This is a genomic window from Paenibacillus sp. KS-LC4, from assembly GCF_036894955.1.
Taxonomy (GTDB): Bacteria; Bacillota; Bacilli; order Paenibacillales; family Paenibacillaceae; genus Pristimantibacillus.
The window spans coordinates 4,810,710-4,828,042 of sequence record NZ_CP145905.1 but is presented as its reverse complement, the minus strand read 5'-3'; the positions used below and the strand labels follow the sequence as shown (position 1 = coordinate 4,828,042).

The window sequence follows — 17,333 nt, the reverse complement described above, 5'->3', positions numbered from 1 at the left end:
GAAGGCGCCAGCCGTTTCACCTTGATCGTCGCAGCTCTTCGCGCTCCCATGCTTTCAGCAGAGGATACGGATCGAAGGACCATTCGATGAGTCCGCGGTCGCGGTATATGCCGTAGTGAAGATGGGGCGGGAATTTGCCTTGGGTTCCCGGCTTGCCATAGCCCGAGCTTCCGACCCAGCCAATCACTTGTCCCGGCTTCACTACCGTTCCGGTAGTCAGCGATTTATCGAACCCGGATAGGTGCGCGTAATAATGGTAATAATTGTTGAGATCACGGATGCCAATGCGCCAGCCGCCGTACGGGTTCCAGCCCTTCACCTCGATAATGCCGTAGCAGGTGCTTTTGACTGAGAGGCCATGGCCGGCGAATAGATCGGTGCCCTCGTGGCTGCGTCTGCCGCCCCAGCTGCGGGCGTTGCCCCAAGTGCTTTTATACGAATAGTTATGCCCGACTGGCAGCGGAAAAGCATGCTCAAACAGATCCAATCGTCCAAAAGCCTCATAAATGCGCGCAAACTGCTGAATGCGCTGGACAGAGCGGCTGTTATGATAATATTCCCATAGCCCGATAGCCAAGTCATCCTCGGTCGTTCCATGCTGTAAAATTTTGCTGGCTATCGCATACAGCAAATCGGAATCATTGGTGCGTTCGGCTTGCCCGTCGCCATCGCCGTCTCGGCCAATGCCGTTGAACCAGCGAATGGAAAGCGGTGAAATATCGGCCTTATTGGGATTCAGCAGGCCGCTCCATTGATCCTGCTCAATAAAGACGCCAACGGTTTGGCCTAGAAGCGGCCGCGCTTTCGGGCGTGCGCTCGACAGTGTGCGCTCGTATTGATCTATAGCGGCAAGCTGCGGCCACGAAATACCGGTGATTAAGCTTAGCTTGTCATATAACTTTTGCCGGGTGGCGAACACGTCGGCAGCTTGGGGCGTGGACTGGGCTGGCAAGAGGCCGTCATCCTCATACTCAGCAGGCCGGGATGCCGAATAGGCTTGCCCCAAGTTCCCGGTTAAGAGGCAGGTGGAAAGTGTGAGTGCTGCTGCAAAACGCACGGTCTGTTTCAAGCTGTCCATCCTTTCTGTAGCTGTATCGCTTGATGAATAGGTTTTGCAAATCATTGGTTTTTATGCGAAGCGTGCAGACAAGTCATCTATCGTAAATCTGTATGGCTTTTATCTGAAATTCGAATGAATCGAATGGGTAATAACGTGCTACATAGGGACGAAACATGCTATAATAGCGAAAGTGATACGGCCAGGGCTTATTTTGAAATGCAGCCAATGTTGCGTTTGAGGATAGGGCCTTGTTAAATGGAGTGAAAGCAGGGATGCCGGATGAAACCAACCAAACAAACAGAAAAACTGCCGAAGCCGGATTGGCTTCGCATTAAATTAACGACTGACGGCAATTATGCCGAAATTAAAGACATGATGCGCACCAAGACGCTGCATACGGTATGCGAGGAAGCGCGCTGTCCAAATATTTATGAATGCTGGGCGAATCGTACAGCAACCTTTATGATATTAGGTGACATTTGTACACGGGCTTGCCGCTTCTGTGCGGTGAAGACGGGAATGCCAACAGAGCTTGATACACAGGAGCCGGAACGCGTTGCTGAAGCAGCGGAGCAAATGGGATTGCGTCACTGTGTTGTAACGTCCGTTGCACGCGATGATTTGAAGGATGGCGGTGCCTCAATTTTCGCCGCAACGGTTCAAGCGATTCGCGAGCGTCTTATGTTTTGCCGCGTTGAAGTGCTCATTCCAGATTTCCTTGGTAATGAAGCTGCGCTTCAAGTGGTTATGGATGCGAAGCCTGATATTTTGAACCATAATATTGAAACGGTGGAGCGGCTTTCTGACCGCGTGCGCGCCCGGGCCAAATATGCCCGTTCTCTGGAGCTTCTTAAACGCGCGAAAGCAATGAATCCAAAGATTCCGACAAAATCGAGCATTATGCTAGGTCTTGGCGAAACGTTTGAAGAAATTTTGAAAACAATGGATGATTTGCGTGCGGTGGATTGCAACATTTTGACCTTAGGCCAATACTTGCAGCCAACGCCAAATCATTTGCCGCTCGTTCGTTACGTGCATCCCGATGAATTTGCCGCGTTGAAGGAAGAAGGACTGAAGCGTGGATTCCGGCATGTTGAGTCCGGCCCGCTCGTTCGCAGCTCCTATCATGCGCATGAGCAGACAGATTCTGCTGCCGCCGCTGAAGAGCGCGAGCTGAGCAGCGTATAAGGCTTGAACTGAAGCTTCGAGAGGTGGGAAGTCGTCTTGATTCAAATCGGTGGTAAAATTTATGAGCTTGTTCATGAGAACAGAAATGGCTGGAATCAAGAGGCCTTTCGTGCCCGCTACAGCGAGGTGCTGGAGCGGTATGATTATATTGTGGGCGACTGGGGTTATAGTCAGCTGCGCCTGAAAGGTTTTTTCAAAGACAATCATATGAAGTCAACTCGTGATACGATGTTTTCCTATGCATCGGATTACATTAATGAATATTGTAACTTCGGCTGCCCTTACTTTGTGCTGGAGAAGACCGGAAGCGTGAAGCAGTCTCCCGAGTTTGAGGAAGTGGACGAGGAGGATGCACTGACAGCTGATCTCAATGACAAGCTGTTCATGGCGCTGGAGGAAGCTTTTCAATCGGCTGGGCAGGAGGAGGATGACCTCGTGCAGGCGGCTGCTCCGGCAGCCAAGCCTTCTGGTGAAGCACGTGCGCTGAATCAGGTTCAGAAGCAAGGCCAGCAAGGTCAGAGCCATACTTCGCGCGGGAGCTCCGGCAATCGCAGCGAGGACTCTGCGCAGCGCAGCGGTGGCAAGCAGCGTGATCGTCGCAGCTATCGGCCGAATGGCGGCAGTAACGGGAGCGGAGAGCGTACAGATCGCAGCGGCGGCAAGAAGCCGTCAAGAGGACTTGCGGCAAGCAAGGAAATTGCAGCTTCCGCTGAAAGCAATGAAGGGGTGCCGGCCCAGCCGCAGCGCCAGAAATCGCCATATCGCGGCAAAAACAACCGCCCGCCTAAACCGAATCATTCCGAGCCAACAGCGGAATAAGCAGATGACAGGATGTCATAACGGCAAGAAGAACCCTCACCGTAGCGAGGGTTCTTCTTTTGTAGTTGTATCAAAAGAGCTGCTTATTGACCGAGAAGGGCAGCTCTTTGAGCGGAATTTGCGCTGCTTTAAACCTCGTGCATATCCACGAAGGCATCGCGTACGCGGTTCCAGAACGGAAATGGGCGATAGCGGGCGAAGCTGACCTTGCGGCTGGACACATTGCAGCGTATGGATAAAATGTCGCTGCGCAATATGCTGAGCTGGTCGATGGTCAGCTGCATCCGCTGATTTTTCTTCGAGATAATGTCGCAGTGGTGATGCTGCGGCAGCAGCAGCGACGAGCCCAGCGTCCGAAAAACGCGGTTGTTAATGGAAGCAATCTCAGCAATTTGTATCGAGGCAATGGACGGATGGACGATAGCGCCCCCGACGCTCTTGTTATAGGCCGTACTGCCTGAAGGCGTCGAAATAACGATGCCATCGCCACGGAACATTTCGAAGGGCTCATCATTGACATTGATTTGAGCGACGAGCGTGCCGTCCACCCCTTTAAGCGTGAACTCGTTCAGCGCCATATAATGAAATTTTCCCTCGGTCGTCTCGACCTCGATTTCCGCGAGCGGATAGCGGACGATGCTAAGCTCCTTCTCGGCCATTAAAGCGACGAGCTCGGGCAGCTCATTTTTTTGCCAGTCGGCATAAAAGCCCAAATGTCCGGTATGTACCCCTACAAAGGCGACATCCATAATGCGGTCAACATATTTGTGAAAAGCCTGTAGCAGCGTGCCGTCTCCGCCTATGGAAACGACAATTTCAGGAGCATCGTCATTTCGGTTGAAGCCGCGCTTCGCCGCGAGCGTATGGAACTGTTCCGCCAGTGACTGGGATAAGGAATCGCCTCTGTCGATAACGGCATATTTCAAGGAATGCAGCCCCTTTTCAAATCTTCTGGTTACGTTCCCTTAAATGATATCGGAATACAGCCGTAAATTCAATGTGCGCAGCACATTTCATCCGATAAATCGGGGGATTAGGGCCCGAGCCATCCCCATAACGCATAAACGAGCCCAAATGCGATAAAACCGTGCAGCAGTCTTGCCAGCATAAGCGGCTTGTAGCGCATAGCGGTTTTGCTAACGAGGCTGGCTACCTGAGCGTGGACGGATAAGCCTCCCCATGACAGCACCCAGGCTGCGATAGCCGTTTGATGCAGCAGGCCAGTGCCAGCTTCACCTGCGGCGCGGGCGCCCAGCGTAACTTCGAACAGGCCGAAGATGGCGGCATCGGCGAGGGCGGGTGAAAGCCCAACCAGCTCGAACAGCTGCCGCAGCATGGCAGCAAGCATAGTAATCAGGCCAGCTGATGTCAGCAACTCCATAATGACGGAGAAAAAAACAACGAGGCCGCCGACGACGATCATGAGCCGCAGTGCGGATTGAATCGCCTCCTGAAGCAGTTGGCCGAGGCTTCGTCCGTCGAGCAGTCGTGCCTCATGCATCGCCTTCAGCGCTTCTGCAAGGCGAGTACGGCGGAGGGAGCGTGGATGCTGCAAGTGCTTTGGATGCTTCAAGTGCTGTGAGTGCTTCAAGTGCTGCGAAGCGGTTGTTATAGGCAGCGGTTGATGGTATGCCGAGCTGGGCTTTATGTTGGACGCATTCAGACCGCTGCTGCGTCGTGATTCGGTAATCGGCGCAGACGGGTCGTGGAAGCGCATGAGCAGACCGATGATGAACGCGCCGCCATAATGGGCGGCGGCGAGCACAGGCGCTAAGGCAACATTGTGGAAGAAGCCTACGGATACGGCGCCGATGAGGAAGATGGGATCGGATGTCGTTGTGAAGGCGACAAGGCGTTCTCCCTCTGTGCGGTTGATGAGCCCCTGCTCATGAAGCTGAGCGGTTAGCCTTGCCCCGACCGGGTAGCCGGAAATATAACCCATTGCTACTACGAAGCTTCCAATGCCTGGAAGCTTAAACAGCGGGCGCATGAGCGGGTCCAGCAGCTTGCCGAAAAAATGGACGATGCCGAAGCCAAGCAGCAGCTCAGAAATGACGAAGAAGGGGAAAAGGGCAGGAAACAGCACCTGCCACCATATCGTTAAGCCCCTAAGGGCAGATGCAAGCGCCTCATTGGGAAATACGGCCATTAGCAAGGTGAGGAAAACAGCGGCTAAGCCCGTTAAGGCAGCAGGATGTGAGAGCGTGCGCAGCATGGTCAAGTCCTCCCCTCAAAATGGCACATCCTAGTCAAAGGGACTTGTCCCGGCAAATAGGCAAGCAGCCCGTAGTCCTAGAAGAAGTCCTTTTATCATCTTTATGCAGAAACTAGGACATCCATCACTTGCAAAGGAGGATAAGCCTATAAAAATATTTTCAGTTCCAAAAAGAAAACGCTTGCAAAAAGGGTAGACGCGGGATTATTTTATGGTACAATGGAATTACCTTTGAATGCTTGGAGTGATGAGAATGAGTATAATCGCTGGCATCCTCGTCTGTGCTTTCGTCTATGTAATTAGGGAATCGCTTACAGCACCAGGAGAAGAGGACTACGAAGGCTACCACTAATCTAACCCCTATACTTTTACAAGAGCCCGCATAGCCATATGCGGGACTTTTTTCATGCATTGGAGGCTGGAATCTGAACGGAGCATTCAGCAAATAAAGCGCAAAGGTGCGACTGCGATGCCGAGTCCACACAGCGATGCATCATTCGAGCTGTATAAGGCATGTAGAGTCGGGAAAAAGGCAGTACGGCTGCTTGTTAAGCGCAGCGCTGTCTTTTTTTGTGCTGCCTGCTTCATTGACTTTGTAGTGAGGCTCTTAAAAATGAGCGAGCAAGCTATCCAAAAAACGTCTGATTAATCACGAATTCGCCGCTTTTTAAGGGCGGATACAAATTAAAAACAAGCTTAATTATATTATAATAGGCTTATGGCTCAGAACGAACCGGGACGAAGGGTCCAGAAGGAGGGTGATACGAGGCAAAATGGTGGAGACAGCCAAATTTTTCTGTGTTATAATACTAAATACCTACTAATTGGAGCTGAAAATGACGATGAATAGGAATATAAGCCTCTATGAAGCACTTGGAGGAGATAGGTCTTTAAGACTTATTGTGGAAGCATTTTACCCGAAGGTGCAGGCTCATCCCCTTCTTGGTCCGCTGTTTCCGGAAGATATTAATCCGGTTATGGAGAAGCAGCACATGTTTCTCACCCAGTTTTTTGGAGGGCCAACGTTGTTTTCCGATGCTTTCGGCCATCCGATGATGCGTGCTCGGCATATGCCTTTCGAGATTACGCCAAAGCGTGCTGAGGCTTGGCTGGATTGTATGAACAGAGCGCTTCAGGAAGTAGGCATTGAGGACGAGCTAAGACAATTTGTAATTGAAAGACTTTCAGGACCTGCCCATCATTTTGTAAACACACCGGAATAGGAGAAGTGATCTGTATGGAGCCGCTATACGAAACGAAAGTACAATGCATTTGCTGTGAGACAAGCTTTCTAACCTCGCGCGTGCGTCCTAGTTTTAAGAGAGCGGTGAAGTCAGACACAGACTTCTGCGGATATTATAAAGCGGATATTAATCCCGATTATTATGTCGTTCGCGTATGCCCAACATGTGGCTATGCGTCAACGGAGAATGGCACCGAACGGCTGAGCGATAAACAGAAGATGAGCTATTATGAAAATATCGGCTCGCGCTGGGCTGTACGTGAATTTAGCGGCGAGCGTACACTTCAAGAGGCTATGGCTGCATACAAGCTGGCGCTGTTGTCGGCCCAATCGGTGGGGGAGTCCCAGCGTGTTATCGCTGGCATTTTGCATCACATTGCATGGTTGTACCGCTATGAAAGCAACCACGCCGAAGAGCAGCGGTTTTTAAGATTTGCGCTGCAAGCTTATTTAAGAGTTTTTGAAGGGGAAGGCGCGGAGCTTAATGGCGCCAAGCTGATGTATTTGATTGGTGAGCTGAACAGACGCATCGGCGAACGTGCTGAGGCTGTGCGCTGGTTCTCGCGCATCGTGAATGACAAGCGTATTATGGATGCTGCGATGATACGGGCAAGCCGCGAGCAATGGCAGCTCATTCGCGAGGAGCTCGAAACGAGCAAAATGCTGGAGCAAGAGCTGCATGGCGAACTGACATCTGCTTAATACGAATTAGGCATGAAGCAGACTGGTACAAATATAGAAGCTTTCGCATTTACGCTGTAAGCAGCGGGTGCGGAAGCTTCTTTTTTTGTGCTGTGAGGCCAGCGGGCAGCTGCCTGCTGGCCTGATTTAGTTGAACGGGAGCAGGAGGCTTTAGACAAGGGACAGGCGCTCTATTTTTCAAAAAAGGCTTGTCTGCGCTGCCTGCTTAGCTGCCGAGCTTGCGCAAGCGCTCAGTTGCCAGCAAATAGTCGCCATCTACATCAATGATCGTTATTCGGCTGTGACAGCAGGGAAAGACCAGCAGCTTTTTTTTGCCTTGCTGAATGAGCGGAATTTCCTTGGGACGAATCGGGAGTAACACATTGCTGGTCTGGCAAAACGGACAAGCATGTACATAGATGTCGCTCATAATGATGTCGTAGGGCCAGGTGTTCTCAAACGGAATCATACAGGCTTGTCTCCTGAAGCTTCATCCTCAGATGGGTTTGCAGTGGCCGCACTCCCTTGGGCTTCGGCTTTGGCGAGCTCCCCGAGCTTTTGCAGTAAAATGTGCTTTGGCATATGCATTAAGTGTTCAATCGGTATGCCGAGCTGCTTGGACAGCTTGATTGCGGTATCCGCTGAAATTTGTAAAGGCTGGGACATGGTAGAAATCCTCCAATCTGTATATAATTAAGTTATACACCGCCTATGGAGAATGCGCAAATGAAAAGCGAAGCTTGCGGGTGCTTTTTAGAGAAATATAAGCAATTGTAAGTTCCACATCTATAAATAGGCTTATATTTCATCGCGAGGCGACAGTTTTGCCACAGAAGGGCGGCGACAGCCGTTTCACCTTGGTAGATTTTTTATTAAAAATGATTGGGCAAGGCAAGGCAAGGAGAGGAGATAGGCGAATGTCAGTTGGGCATTATTCATTAACATGGAATTTGGATTCTATTTATGCAGGAGGAGCAGGCTCGGAGGCTTTTGCAGCGGAGCTGGCTGCGGTGCAGGAGGAGCTGTCTGAGCTTGAGGAGCTGCTTGCAGCACCGCAGGAGGGAGCTGCATATTTAAACAAGGTGACGGAGCTCGTGCAGTCAGTTTTGCTGCGGATGCGCCAGTCGGATTCATTCGTAGCTTGCTTGACCGCGCAAAATATGAAGGATAAGGCGGCAACGGCTCTGAATGATCGCATTAAAACATTGAATGCGGCTTTCCAGGGCGCGCTGACGCGCTACGACAATGTGCTGCGGAATGTGGACGATGCCAGCTGGGCAGCGTGGATCAGCGAAGGGGCAGCAGCTGAGATTGCATTCAGCTTGACGGAGCGCCGCGAGCAGGCCAAGGAGAAGCTGTCTCCGGAGCTGGAGTCTTTAATCGAGGATATGGCGGTAGACGGCTATCATGGCTGGGGAGATTTGTACAATCTCGTCGTTTCGCGGGCGAAATTTAATGATGTCGATGCAGATGGCGTGAAGCGCGAGCTTTCGGCAGGACAGATGTTTAATAAGCTTTCAGCTAGCGATCGTACAGTGCGGCAGGCGGCTTTTGCCGAGTGGGAACGGGAATGGGGCGAGCAGGCTGATCTGTGCGCAGACGCCTTGAACCGAATTTCGGGCTTCCGCCTGAAATTGTATGGCAAGCGTGGCTGGGAGTCGGCGCTCAAGGAGCCGCTGCAAATGAACCGGATGAGCGAGAAGACGATCGGGGCCATGTGGTCGGCGATCAATGAGGGCAAGCCGGAGCTGGTTAAATATATGCAGCGCAAGGCAAAGCTGCTCGGTGTCGAGCAAATGGATTGGCACGACATGTATGCGTCCATCGGTACGGCGGAGAAGGTTGTCAGCTATGATGAGGGCGCGGCGCAAATTTTAGAGCAGTTTGCGAAGTTCAGCCCCGAGCTGGCCGCTTTTTCGGAAAAAGCCTTTGTTGACCAATGGATCGAGGTTGAGGATCGTCCAGGCAAGCGTCCGGGCGGCTTCTGTACATCATTGCCGAAAAGCAAAGAGACAAGAATCTTTATGACGTATTCGGGTACTGCCTCGAATGTGTCGACACTTGCGCATGAGCTGGGGCATGCTTATCATCAGCATGTTATGAATGACTTGCCAGCCTACTCGCAGGAATATGCGATGAATGTGGCAGAAACAGCTTCAACGTTCGCAGAGCTGATCGTATCGGATTCCGCGCTAAAGGCTGCTGTGGGCAAGGATGAGAAAATCGCTCTGCTGGAAGAAAAATTGAGCAGTGCGGTGTCCTTTTTCATGGATATCCATGCGCGGTTTTTATTCGAGACGCGCTTCTATGAGCGCCGTGCCGAAGGCATGCTGACTGTGGAAGAGCTGAACAAGCTGATGGAGGAAGCGCAGCGTGAAGCATTCTGCGGCGCATTTGGACAGGTGCATCCACTGTTCTGGGCATCGAAGCTGCATTTCTACTTCACGGATGTGCCTTTCTACAACTTCCCGTATACGTTCGGCTACTTGTTCAGTGCAGGTATTTACGCACGGGCAGTGAAGGAAGGGGCAGCCTTTGCGGATCGCTACGTGGCGCTGCTGCAAGATACCGGCCGCATGACGGTTGAGGATTTGGCGCAGAAGCATTTGGGCGTCAACCTGGAGGAGCCGGATTTCTGGCGTGAAGCGGTCGCTTTGACGACTGCCGATGTGAAGCTGTTTTTGGAGATGACGGAGGAATAAATGATGCAGGCTGCCGATATTTTTCGGTAGCCTGCGTTTTTTTATACATATTTCAACAGCAAGATGGAGCGAGCAAACAGCAGGTCATTTTTCGAAAAAGAGGATTAATGAGCATTATATACTTCTCTTTCATCCTTTATCAGAAACACTAATAGCATTATGCCGTCTTATATATTGTGCATTATATTTATATGTGTTATATTAATTGCGGATAAAGACCATTTAATATGATGACTATCTTATAGATAGATACGGTCGAGAGGGGGAGAGAACGGTCATACAGCTATCATCCAGGCAGTTAGAGCTTATTGAGCTGGTAAAGAAGCATGCGCCTGTTACCGGAGAGCAACTTGCAGATTATATTGGCGTGAGCCGTCCTACTCTGCGCTCGGATTTTTCGCTGCTCGTGATGCTGGGGCTTCTTGATGCCAAGCCTAAAGTCGGTTATTTCCTAGGCAATGCTTACCGCGGCACTGACAGCTCGGAAACGAGGCAGCGCTTTGATCATATGAAGGTTGCCGAAATACAAGGCGTGCCCGTGAACATACCGGATACGCTATCCGTTCATGATGCGGTCATCACCTTGTTTACCGAAAATGCGGATACGCTGCTCATTGTTAATGAAGATAAAAAATTTGTCGGCATCGTAACGCCCAAGGACTTGCTGAAAATTACGCTAGGCAATGCGGGAGCTGCATCCATTCCTGTAAGCATGGTCATGACGCGCTTTCCGAATATCGTGACGCTTTCCAGCGAAGATTCGGTGGCGGATGCGATTCGCAAAATGATTTTACATCAAGTGGACTGTTTGCCGGTTATTACGTCGGTGGACGAGTCCGGTCAAGGTCCCGAGGTTACCGGTTGGGTGTCCAAATCCAATATAATCCGTCTGATGTCGGACATCGCAGCAGCAGAGGAACTGGGGGAACAAGGTTTATGACAGAAGAAATCATATACGTGTGCTCCGATGCCGTAGGCGAAACAGCTGAGGCAGTGGCGAAAGCGACGCTGCGGCAGTTTTCTTCGGAGCATGTCAAAATTAAGCGTTATGGCCACATGAAGAAGGAGGACGAGGTTATTCAGCTTGTTGCCGAAGCAGCACGCACTGGCGGCTTCATCAGCTATACACTCGTCCAGCCGGAATTGCGCGAGCTTATGAAGCAAGAGGCTTTACGCTGGGGTGTTCGCGCAGTCGATGTGATGGGTCCGATGATGCAAGCCTACGTGGATACCTTTGGCAGCTTTCCAAAACGCAAGCCCGGCTTGCTCCATTCGATGGATGATGAATATTATCGCCGAATGGAAGCGATTGAGTTCGCGGTTAAATATGATGATGGAAAGGATGCACGAGGCTTTATGCAGGCCCAAGTGGTGCTGATTGGCGCATCGCGGACGTCGAAGACGCCGCTTAGCGTGTTCTTGTCCCACAAAGGCATTAAAGCGGCGAATTTGCCATTGATGCCGGAGGTAAAGCCGCCAACCGAGCTGTACCCCATGCCAGGCCGGCTTATTGTTGGCTTGACGATGCAGCCGGAGCAGCTGCTGCACATAAGGTCCGAGCGTCTAAAGACGCTGGGCTTGCCGGGCTCGGCCCAATACGCTTCCATGGAACGCATCATGGAGGAGCTTAATCATGCTTCACGCGTTATGGAGGAGCTTGGCTGTCCGGTCATTGATGTGACGAGCCGGGCGATTGAGGAAACGGCTGGCATTATTATAGAAATGATGAACAGCTAGAATTGCTGAACGAAAAGGTATAGATGACGAATAGGTATAGATGGCGAAAAGTTGGCAATACGAAGGAGAGGGAGATAACAGATGCTGGAACGCGAATTATCTTTGGAGCTTATACGAGTAACGGAGCTTGCCGCACTTGCGGCTTCTCCATGGATGGGACGCGGCGACAAGCATAGCGCAGACGGTGCGGCAACGGAAGCGATGCGTAGCATGTTCGACACCGTTTCCATTCGTGGAACCGTTGTAATTGGCGAAGGTGAGATGGATGAGGCGCCGATGCTGTATATCGGAGAGCAGGTTGGAAGCATGAATGGCCCCGAGGTTGACGTGGCAGTAGACCCGCTTGAAGGTACAGAGATCGTTGCCAAGGGACTAAATAATGCGATGGCTGTCCTTGCTGTAGCGCCGAAAGGCCAATTGCTGCATGCCCCTGACATGTATATGGAGAAGCTTGCAGTGGGCCCTGCACTTGCTGGTAAGCTGTCGCTGCGCGACCCGATTGTGACAACACTTGAAAAAGCGGCCCTCGCCCTTGATAAGCCAGTATCTGATCTGACCGTCATGATTCTCGATCGAGAGCGTCATGCAGAGACCATTCTCGAGCTTCGCAAAGCAGGTGTCCGCATCAAGTTTCTGTCAGATGGAGACGTAGCGGGCGCGATGGCACCCTCCTTCCCAGAAGCGGGCATTGATCTGTATGTAGGCTCTGGCGGCGCGCCTGAAGGTGTGCTGGCAGCTGCTGCACTTAAATGTCTAGGCGGAGAAATTCAAGGACGCCTCATGCCGGAAAATGAAGAGCAGTACGAGCGCTGCATTTCTATGGGGCTGTCCGACCCTCGCAAAATTTTGTATATCAACGATATGGTCGGCACGGATGATGTGATTTTCGCTGCGACTGGCGTTACGCCAGGTGAGTTTATGGGTGGTGTGCGTTATTTGCCCGATCAGCGGGCTGAGACACATTCAATCGTTATGCGGGCCAAAACCCGCACGATTCGATACGTGAAATCGCTCCATTACTTGCCGAACAAGCCGCTGCTGCGATAGGTGCTTTTATGAAAATTGAATTTGTTAATGAAAATGAGAGGTTTACCTTCGATGTTCGCAGAAGCATTTTGCTTGGTGCGTATATGGCACAGTGGGGCATGCCGGAATATCGGGTAATGATGTCAAAGACGGAGAGCGGCGTCTATATTGAAATGTACCTTTTTCCCGATCGGGGAGGCGTTTCAAGATTTGTGACTATTGGCTTGTCCAATACGCTTCACAAGTCAGGGCAACCCGTAGCCTCTGAATGGATGCTGGCGCTGCCTGCTGATTTGGGCGGAGAGAAGCAAGAACGGATCTTTCATTATTTTGCCGATTTAATGGCTCACCATATCGAACAGGGTTCCAACTCGTCTGTTCCTCTCGTCATGGGCTCAAGTGCTTTGGCGCCAGGCAGCTGGAATGCAAAAGCTTTGTTGATTGATGAGCTGCGCGGCGAAAGCGAAAGCTTGGAGGAGCTGAGGGTGGGCAATGAGGTTTTTCCGCTCTTATGGGCAGTTCCGATTACCGAAAAAGAAGCGGCGATTATTTTGGAAAATGGAATTGAGGCTTTCGATGAAATGTTTGAAGAGTCTGATTATTCTATAATTGATCCTTGCCGTCCGTAATCTAGCATTAGATTTGACAGGAAATGAAATGGATAATAACAGTTTAGAATAAAAGAGAGGAAGTTAGCGTATGAGTCGTACTTTTGTAATGGTGAAACCGGATGGGGTTAAACGCGGCCTTATTGGCAATATCGTAGCAAGATTTGAGGAAAAAGGGTTTGAGCTCGTACAAGCCAAGCTGATGAATGTAGATGTAGCACTTGCCAAGCAGCATTATGTGGAGCATGTGGAAAAAGCATTTTTCGGTGAATTGGTAGATTTTATTACTTCCGGCAAAGTGTTTGCAATGATTTTGGAGGGGCCTGATGCGGTGCAAAATGCAAGAAACATCATTGGCAAAACGAATCCGAAGGAAGCTCAGCCCGGATCGATTCGCGGCGATTATGCGTTATCCGTTGAAAGCAACATCGTACATGGTTCAGACTCAGATGAAAGCGCTGCTCGCGAAATTAAATTATTTTTTCCACAATAGAAATTGGCATTTCAGAAGATAGCTGCGCTTGGCGCACATATAGCGACGATTTAGGGCTCGCTGCTGCCTTCGCTGTTCTTTCATTGCTTCAAGCCGCCGGTCATGGCTCATGGCCTGGCGGCTTTTCTTTTGCCGCTAGGCCGCTCCCTAATGTATGATAGAAGCAGATGGGCTAAGGTAACGCTTGCAAGCTGAGCGACTAGAGAAAGAAGCGAAATCAAGGAGGCTATTGGAGATGGAGATCAGAGCGCTGGAAGCCAAACATTTTGAGGAAAGATTGAAGCTGTCCGAATATGCCTTTCAATTTAAGCTTACACCAAGCCAGCGGGAGCAGAATGAGCAAAGGTTCCGCCCGGAGCATGAGCTTGGCGCATTCGATGAGCAGGGAGAGCTTCTCTCAGCGCTTACTTTGCTGCCGCTCGAAATTTGGGTGCAGGGCAAGCGATTTGCTATGGGCGGGCTTGCCGGCGTCGCGACATGGCCGGAGGCAAGAAGACTTGGCTGTGTAAGCGAGTTATTAAAGCGGTCGCTTGAGTTAATGAAGGGGGCAGGGCAGACGGTAAGCATGCTTCATCCGTTTGCGTTTGCCTTCTATCGGAAATTCGGCTGGGAGATGACGGTGGAGCGCAAGGCGTATACGCTTGCAGCGGGCCAGCTTCCTCTGCGTAAAGCGACAAGCGGCCGAATCGAGCGGCTGTCAGAGGTGGATAGTGCGCTGCTGAATGAGGTATATGCCAAGTTTGTATCGCGGTATACGGGAACGCTTGTTAGAACCTCCGAGTGGTGGGCTCAGCGGATACTCAGCAAGCCTGGCCACACAGCAGTGTATTATAATGCGGATGATGAGGCGGCAGGCTATGTGAGCTACCAAATTGAAAACCGTAAAATGACGATTCACGAGCTGGCTGTGCCAACAGAGGAGGCTCGCACCGCCATTTGGACCTTCATTAGCAACCATGACTCCATGCTGGATGAAGTGACTGTGACAGTGGCAAATGATGATCCACTGCCCTTCCTGCTGCCAGACCCGAGAATCAAGCAGGAGCTGCAGTCTTATTTTATGACGCGGATTGTAGATGCGGAAGCTTTCGTGAGCCAGTATCCTTTTGCTTCCGGTAATCAGGAGGAGGCGTTAGAGCTTGTGCTTACAGATGCACACGCCGAGTGGAACAACGGCCAATTCCGATTAGTATTCCATGCAGATGGGGCGGCATGTTTGACGAGGACAGAAGAAGCACAGTCGAATAAACAGCAAGCGCCTGCTGCGCCTCAGCTTGCCTTGGATATCCAGACCTTGTCAGCGCTGCTGCTTGGTGGCCGTAAAGCCTCCTGGCTTGCAGAAGCGGGGCGGATGACCGGCGATGCGGAGGCTGCTGCATTGCTCGAACGCCGGATACCGCAGCATAAGACGTTTTTGATGGACTTTTTTTAAGCGGTCTGCCGCAGCGTTTGCCATAGTTAGGGCAGCAAGCAGGGGATGGAACGTTATTCGTTTCCATGCCTTGTTTTTGCTATGGATATTTATAAGCCTTCTCTGACCCTCTATTCGAATTTTCATACAAAATGTATCGAATTTTATCTATAAATCTACCTTGCTGCACGTTAAGCTGTTCCTCGCATTTCCTCTAAGAATAAACGTATATGTTCCACATATAAATTAATTTTTAAAATAAAAAGATCCCATTTTCCCTAGAGAATACGGTGTTTTTCGGTGGAAACGCTCTCTTTTTTTGGAGTGCGCTTTCAGTTACATTCTGACGCATTTTTATGAAAACTTGTGAAAAAGCTATTGACATGATACGTATTGTATCGTAAAGTTAGGGTTGTAAAAATACATAATGTATCAAACAACAAAGCGGCAAGGCTAACGTTTCGCGTAGAAATATAGAGAAAGGATGGAGAACCATATCCTTTTCTAATATTTCAAAAAAGAATAACAGAATGAAAGGGTGGATGAGTGACGTCATGATGTCAGCTGCTGAGATAGCTCGACACTATGAGACAGGTTTCAGCTTTTTCAAATAGACATAGAAATACGGATAGCCTGTGGAGGGATAACAGTGGAGTTGAAACAATATATGAAAATCGTCCGAAAAAAAATAGGGCTGGTTGCGGTCATTGTGCTTATCGCCTGTGTGGCAGCAGCGGTAAAAAGCTTCTTTTTTACAACTCCGATCTATCAAGCTCATGCCCGGCTGCTCGTCAATCAAACTGCCCTGCCTGACGGTCAGTATTCCCCAAGCATAGGAACGCTGCAAACGAATATTATGATGATAAATTCTTACAAGGTCATTATAAAATCAGAGACAATACTTAGTCAGGTGAGTGAGCGTTATCCCGAGCTGAATATTACACCGGCACAGCTTGCTGGACGAATATCCGTCTCCTCTGCTGAAAATTCACAGGTCATGGATATATTGATCCGAGATCAATCGTATGCACGTGCCGCAAAAATGGTCAATGCCGTATCCACCGTCTTCAAGGAACAAATTCCCCTCATTATGAAGGTCGACAACGTTACAGTTCTGGATAAAGCGAATGAAGCTTCCGCTGCGTATCCCATAAACAACAATCCCATTTTCGTCATTCTGGTTAGCTTTGTTGCAGCGCTTATGCTGGCGATTGGACTTGTGTTTCTGATTGAGTATTTAGATGACACGTTTAAGATGGAGTCCGAGGTTGAAGCGGTGCTGGGTATTCCGGTCATTGCCTCTGTACCTAAGATGACGAAGGAAGATGTTCGTCCTTCCCGCAAGCGTGTATTGAATAACCAAGGGGTAGGTGAAGGGAAGCATGCGACGATTAACCAGTGAGACGAATTTAGTAGCGTTAACGAACCCTAATTCTCCTATATCGGAAGTTTACCGAACGCTTCGCACCAACATCCAATATGCCGAGATTGATACGCCGAAGCAAATTTTAATGATCGCCTCCTCACAGCCGGATGAAGGCAAGACGACGACGATTACCAATTTGGCGGTCACGATTGCCCAAGAGGAACGCAAGGTGCTGCTGGTTGATGCCGATATGCGAAAGCCATCCTTGCATCAAGTGTTTGACAAGCCGAATCGCATCGGTCTCAGCAGCGCTATATCCAATCAATTTTCGTGGCAGGAGGCGGTCATGGATACGATGGTCGAGCATTTATCGGTCATTACCTCCGGCCCCATTCCTCCGAACCCCTCCGAGATGCTGGGCTCTAATAAGATGAAGTCGCTCGTGCAGGAGTGGAAAGAGCATTATGACGTTATTTTGTTTGATACCCCGCCCGTGCTCGCAGTAACCGATGCTCTTATCGTAAGCGCGTTTTGCGATGGCGTCGTGCTGGTTGTGCTGGCAGGCAAGGTGAAGAAGGAAATGGTCAAAAAGATGAAGGCGAATTTGGACCGCGTTCAGGCGCAAATCGTCGGAGTCGTTATGAATAAAATCAATCCGAAGGACAGCGAGGATATCCAACTGCAATATTATGAAACAGCTAAATCTTAAGCGGTCTGCCATAGCTTGATTTTTAGAAAAAAGAATCGAATGATAGAGCCGCCAGGCTCAGGTCATGCCTATAAC

Annotated in this window: 18 protein-coding genes; 13 read left to right on the top strand and 5 right to left on the bottom strand. The window is 50.3% G+C overall.

Annotated elements, in window-relative coordinates; translation table 11 throughout:
• Positions 1–16: 16 nt before the first annotated feature.
• Positions 17–1,069 carry a M23 family metallopeptidase gene (locus V5J77_RS20425; protein ID WP_338552677.1) on the bottom strand — a complete coding sequence of 351 codons (1,053 nt, stop codon included), beginning with the start codon at positions 1,067–1,069 and terminating at the stop codon, positions 17–19.
• Between the two features lie 270 nt (positions 1,070–1,339).
• Here V5J77_RS20425 and lipA point away from each other — a divergent pair, with 270 nt between their 5' ends.
• Both lipA and V5J77_RS20415 read left to right on the top strand, forming a co-directional pair.
• Complete coding sequence (gene lipA / locus V5J77_RS20420; RefSeq protein ID WP_338552676.1) at positions 1,340–2,248, top strand: lipoyl synthase; 909 nt, start codon at positions 1,340–1,342, stop codon at positions 2,246–2,248.
• A 36-nt stretch (positions 2,249–2,284) separates the two neighbouring features.
• A complete protein-coding gene (locus V5J77_RS20415; protein ID WP_338552674.1) occupies positions 2,285–3,067 on the top strand; it encodes a YutD family protein in 783 nt (260 codons plus the stop codon).
• A 128-nt stretch (positions 3,068–3,195) separates the two neighbouring features.
• On the opposite strand, the gene V5J77_RS20410 is transcribed toward V5J77_RS20415, so the two are convergent.
• Together V5J77_RS20410 and ylbJ are read right to left on the bottom strand one after the other, a co-directional pair.
• Positions 3,196–3,993, bottom strand: coding sequence for an NAD kinase (locus V5J77_RS20410; protein ID WP_338552673.1), 798 nt, complete (start codon positions 3,991–3,993; stop codon positions 3,196–3,198).
• Positions 3,994–4,100: 107 nt separating this feature from the next.
• Positions 4,101–5,282, bottom strand: a complete 1,182-nt coding sequence (gene ylbJ, locus V5J77_RS20405; protein ID WP_338552672.1) for a sporulation integral membrane protein YlbJ — start codon at positions 5,280–5,282, stop codon at positions 4,101–4,103.
• 842 nt (positions 5,283–6,124) lie between these two features.
• Here ylbJ and V5J77_RS20400 point away from each other — a divergent pair.
• Positions 6,125–6,505 carry a globin gene (locus V5J77_RS20400; RefSeq protein ID WP_338552671.1) on the top strand — a complete coding sequence of 127 codons (381 nt, stop codon included), beginning with the start codon at positions 6,125–6,127 and terminating at the stop codon, positions 6,503–6,505.
• Between the two features lie 14 nt (positions 6,506–6,519).
• Positions 6,520–7,227, top strand: coding sequence for a DUF2225 domain-containing protein (locus V5J77_RS20395; protein ID WP_338552670.1), 708 nt, complete (start codon positions 6,520–6,522; stop codon positions 7,225–7,227).
• A 205-nt stretch (positions 7,228–7,432) separates the two neighbouring features.
• On the opposite strand, the gene V5J77_RS20390 is transcribed toward V5J77_RS20395, so the two are convergent.
• Together V5J77_RS20390 and V5J77_RS20385 are read right to left on the bottom strand one after the other, a co-directional pair.
• Positions 7,433–7,675, bottom strand: coding sequence for a hypothetical protein (locus V5J77_RS20390; RefSeq protein ID WP_338552669.1), 243 nt, complete (start codon positions 7,673–7,675; stop codon positions 7,433–7,435).
• Positions 7,672–7,872, bottom strand: a complete 201-nt coding sequence (locus V5J77_RS20385) for a YycC family protein (protein ID WP_338552668.1) — start codon at positions 7,870–7,872, stop codon at positions 7,672–7,674. The genes V5J77_RS20390 and V5J77_RS20385 overlap by 4 nt, the downstream gene beginning before the upstream one ends.
• Positions 7,873–8,123: 251 nt before the next feature.
• Here V5J77_RS20385 and V5J77_RS20380 point away from each other — a divergent pair, with 251 nt between their 5' ends.
• From V5J77_RS20380 to V5J77_RS20340, 9 genes are all read left to right on the top strand, one after another.
• A complete protein-coding gene (locus tag V5J77_RS20380) occupies positions 8,124–9,908 on the top strand; it encodes a M3 family oligoendopeptidase (RefSeq protein ID WP_338552667.1) in 1,785 nt (594 codons plus the stop codon).
• A gap of 241 nt (positions 9,909–10,149) precedes the next feature.
• Positions 10,150–10,848 carry a helix-turn-helix transcriptional regulator gene (locus V5J77_RS20375; RefSeq protein ID WP_338556950.1) on the top strand — a complete coding sequence of 233 codons (699 nt, stop codon included), beginning with the start codon at positions 10,150–10,152 and terminating at the stop codon, positions 10,846–10,848.
• On the top strand, positions 10,845–11,645 hold the full coding sequence (locus V5J77_RS20370) for a pyruvate, water dikinase regulatory protein (protein ID WP_338552666.1): 801 nt from the start codon (positions 10,845–10,847) through the stop codon (positions 11,643–11,645). The genes V5J77_RS20375 and V5J77_RS20370 overlap by 4 nt, the downstream gene beginning before the upstream one ends.
• A gap of 84 nt (positions 11,646–11,729) precedes the next feature.
• The gene (glpX, locus tag V5J77_RS20365; RefSeq protein ID WP_046233381.1) at positions 11,730–12,692 is read left to right on the top strand and encodes a class II fructose-bisphosphatase; all 963 of its coding nucleotides are present in this window, start codon (positions 11,730–11,732) and stop codon (positions 12,690–12,692) included.
• 8 nt (positions 12,693–12,700) lie between these two features.
• On the top strand, positions 12,701–13,300 hold the full coding sequence (locus V5J77_RS20360) for a suppressor of fused domain protein (protein ID WP_338552665.1): 600 nt from the start codon (positions 12,701–12,703) through the stop codon (positions 13,298–13,300).
• A gap of 70 nt (positions 13,301–13,370) precedes the next feature.
• Positions 13,371–13,772, top strand: a complete 402-nt coding sequence (ndk, locus tag V5J77_RS20355) for a nucleoside-diphosphate kinase (protein WP_338552664.1) — start codon at positions 13,371–13,373, stop codon at positions 13,770–13,772.
• A gap of 235 nt (positions 13,773–14,007) precedes the next feature.
• Entirely contained in the window at positions 14,008–15,204 is a 1,197-nt protein-coding gene (locus tag V5J77_RS20350) for a GNAT family N-acetyltransferase (RefSeq protein ID WP_338552663.1), read from the top strand.
• Between the two features lie 628 nt (positions 15,205–15,832).
• On the top strand, positions 15,833–16,585 hold the full coding sequence (locus V5J77_RS20345) for a Wzz/FepE/Etk N-terminal domain-containing protein (protein WP_338552662.1): 753 nt from the start codon (positions 15,833–15,835) through the stop codon (positions 16,583–16,585).
• Positions 16,566–17,258: a CpsD/CapB family tyrosine-protein kinase gene (locus V5J77_RS20340; protein ID WP_338552660.1), complete on the top strand. Its 693-nt coding sequence runs from the start codon at positions 16,566–16,568 to the stop codon at positions 17,256–17,258. The genes V5J77_RS20345 and V5J77_RS20340 overlap by 20 nt, the downstream gene beginning before the upstream one ends.
• Positions 17,259–17,333: the final 75 nt, after the last annotated feature.

Bases quoted from the DNA above. Each gene is read 5' to 3' on its own strand.
- lipA (WP_338552676.1), top strand. From the start codon at position 1,340: ATGAAACCAACCAAACAAACAGAAAAACTGCCGAAGCCGGATTGGCTT.
- ylbJ (WP_338552672.1), bottom strand. From the start codon at position 5,282: ATGCTGCGCACGCTCTCACATCCTGCTGCCTTAACGGGCTTAGCCGCT.
- V5J77_RS20400 (WP_338552671.1), top strand. From the start codon at position 6,125: ATGAATAGGAATATAAGCCTCTATGAAGCACTTGGAGGAGATAGGTCT.
- V5J77_RS20395 (WP_338552670.1), top strand. From the start codon at position 6,520: ATGGAGCCGCTATACGAAACGAAAGTACAATGCATTTGCTGTGAGACA.
- V5J77_RS20390 (WP_338552669.1), bottom strand. From the start codon at position 7,675: ATGATTCCGTTTGAGAACACCTGGCCCTACGACATCATTATGAGCGAC.
- V5J77_RS20385 (WP_338552668.1), bottom strand. From the start codon at position 7,872: ATGTCCCAGCCTTTACAAATTTCAGCGGATACCGCAATCAAGCTGTCC.
- V5J77_RS20380 (WP_338552667.1), top strand. From the start codon at position 8,124: ATGTCAGTTGGGCATTATTCATTAACATGGAATTTGGATTCTATTTAT.
- V5J77_RS20370 (WP_338552666.1), top strand. From the start codon at position 10,845: ATGACAGAAGAAATCATATACGTGTGCTCCGATGCCGTAGGCGAAACA.
- V5J77_RS20360 (WP_338552665.1), top strand. From the start codon at position 12,701: ATGAAAATTGAATTTGTTAATGAAAATGAGAGGTTTACCTTCGATGTT.
- ndk (WP_338552664.1), top strand. From the start codon at position 13,371: ATGAGTCGTACTTTTGTAATGGTGAAACCGGATGGGGTTAAACGCGGC.
- V5J77_RS20350 (WP_338552663.1), top strand. From the start codon at position 14,008: ATGGAGATCAGAGCGCTGGAAGCCAAACATTTTGAGGAAAGATTGAAG.
- V5J77_RS20340 (WP_338552660.1), top strand. From the start codon at position 16,566: ATGCGACGATTAACCAGTGAGACGAATTTAGTAGCGTTAACGAACCCT.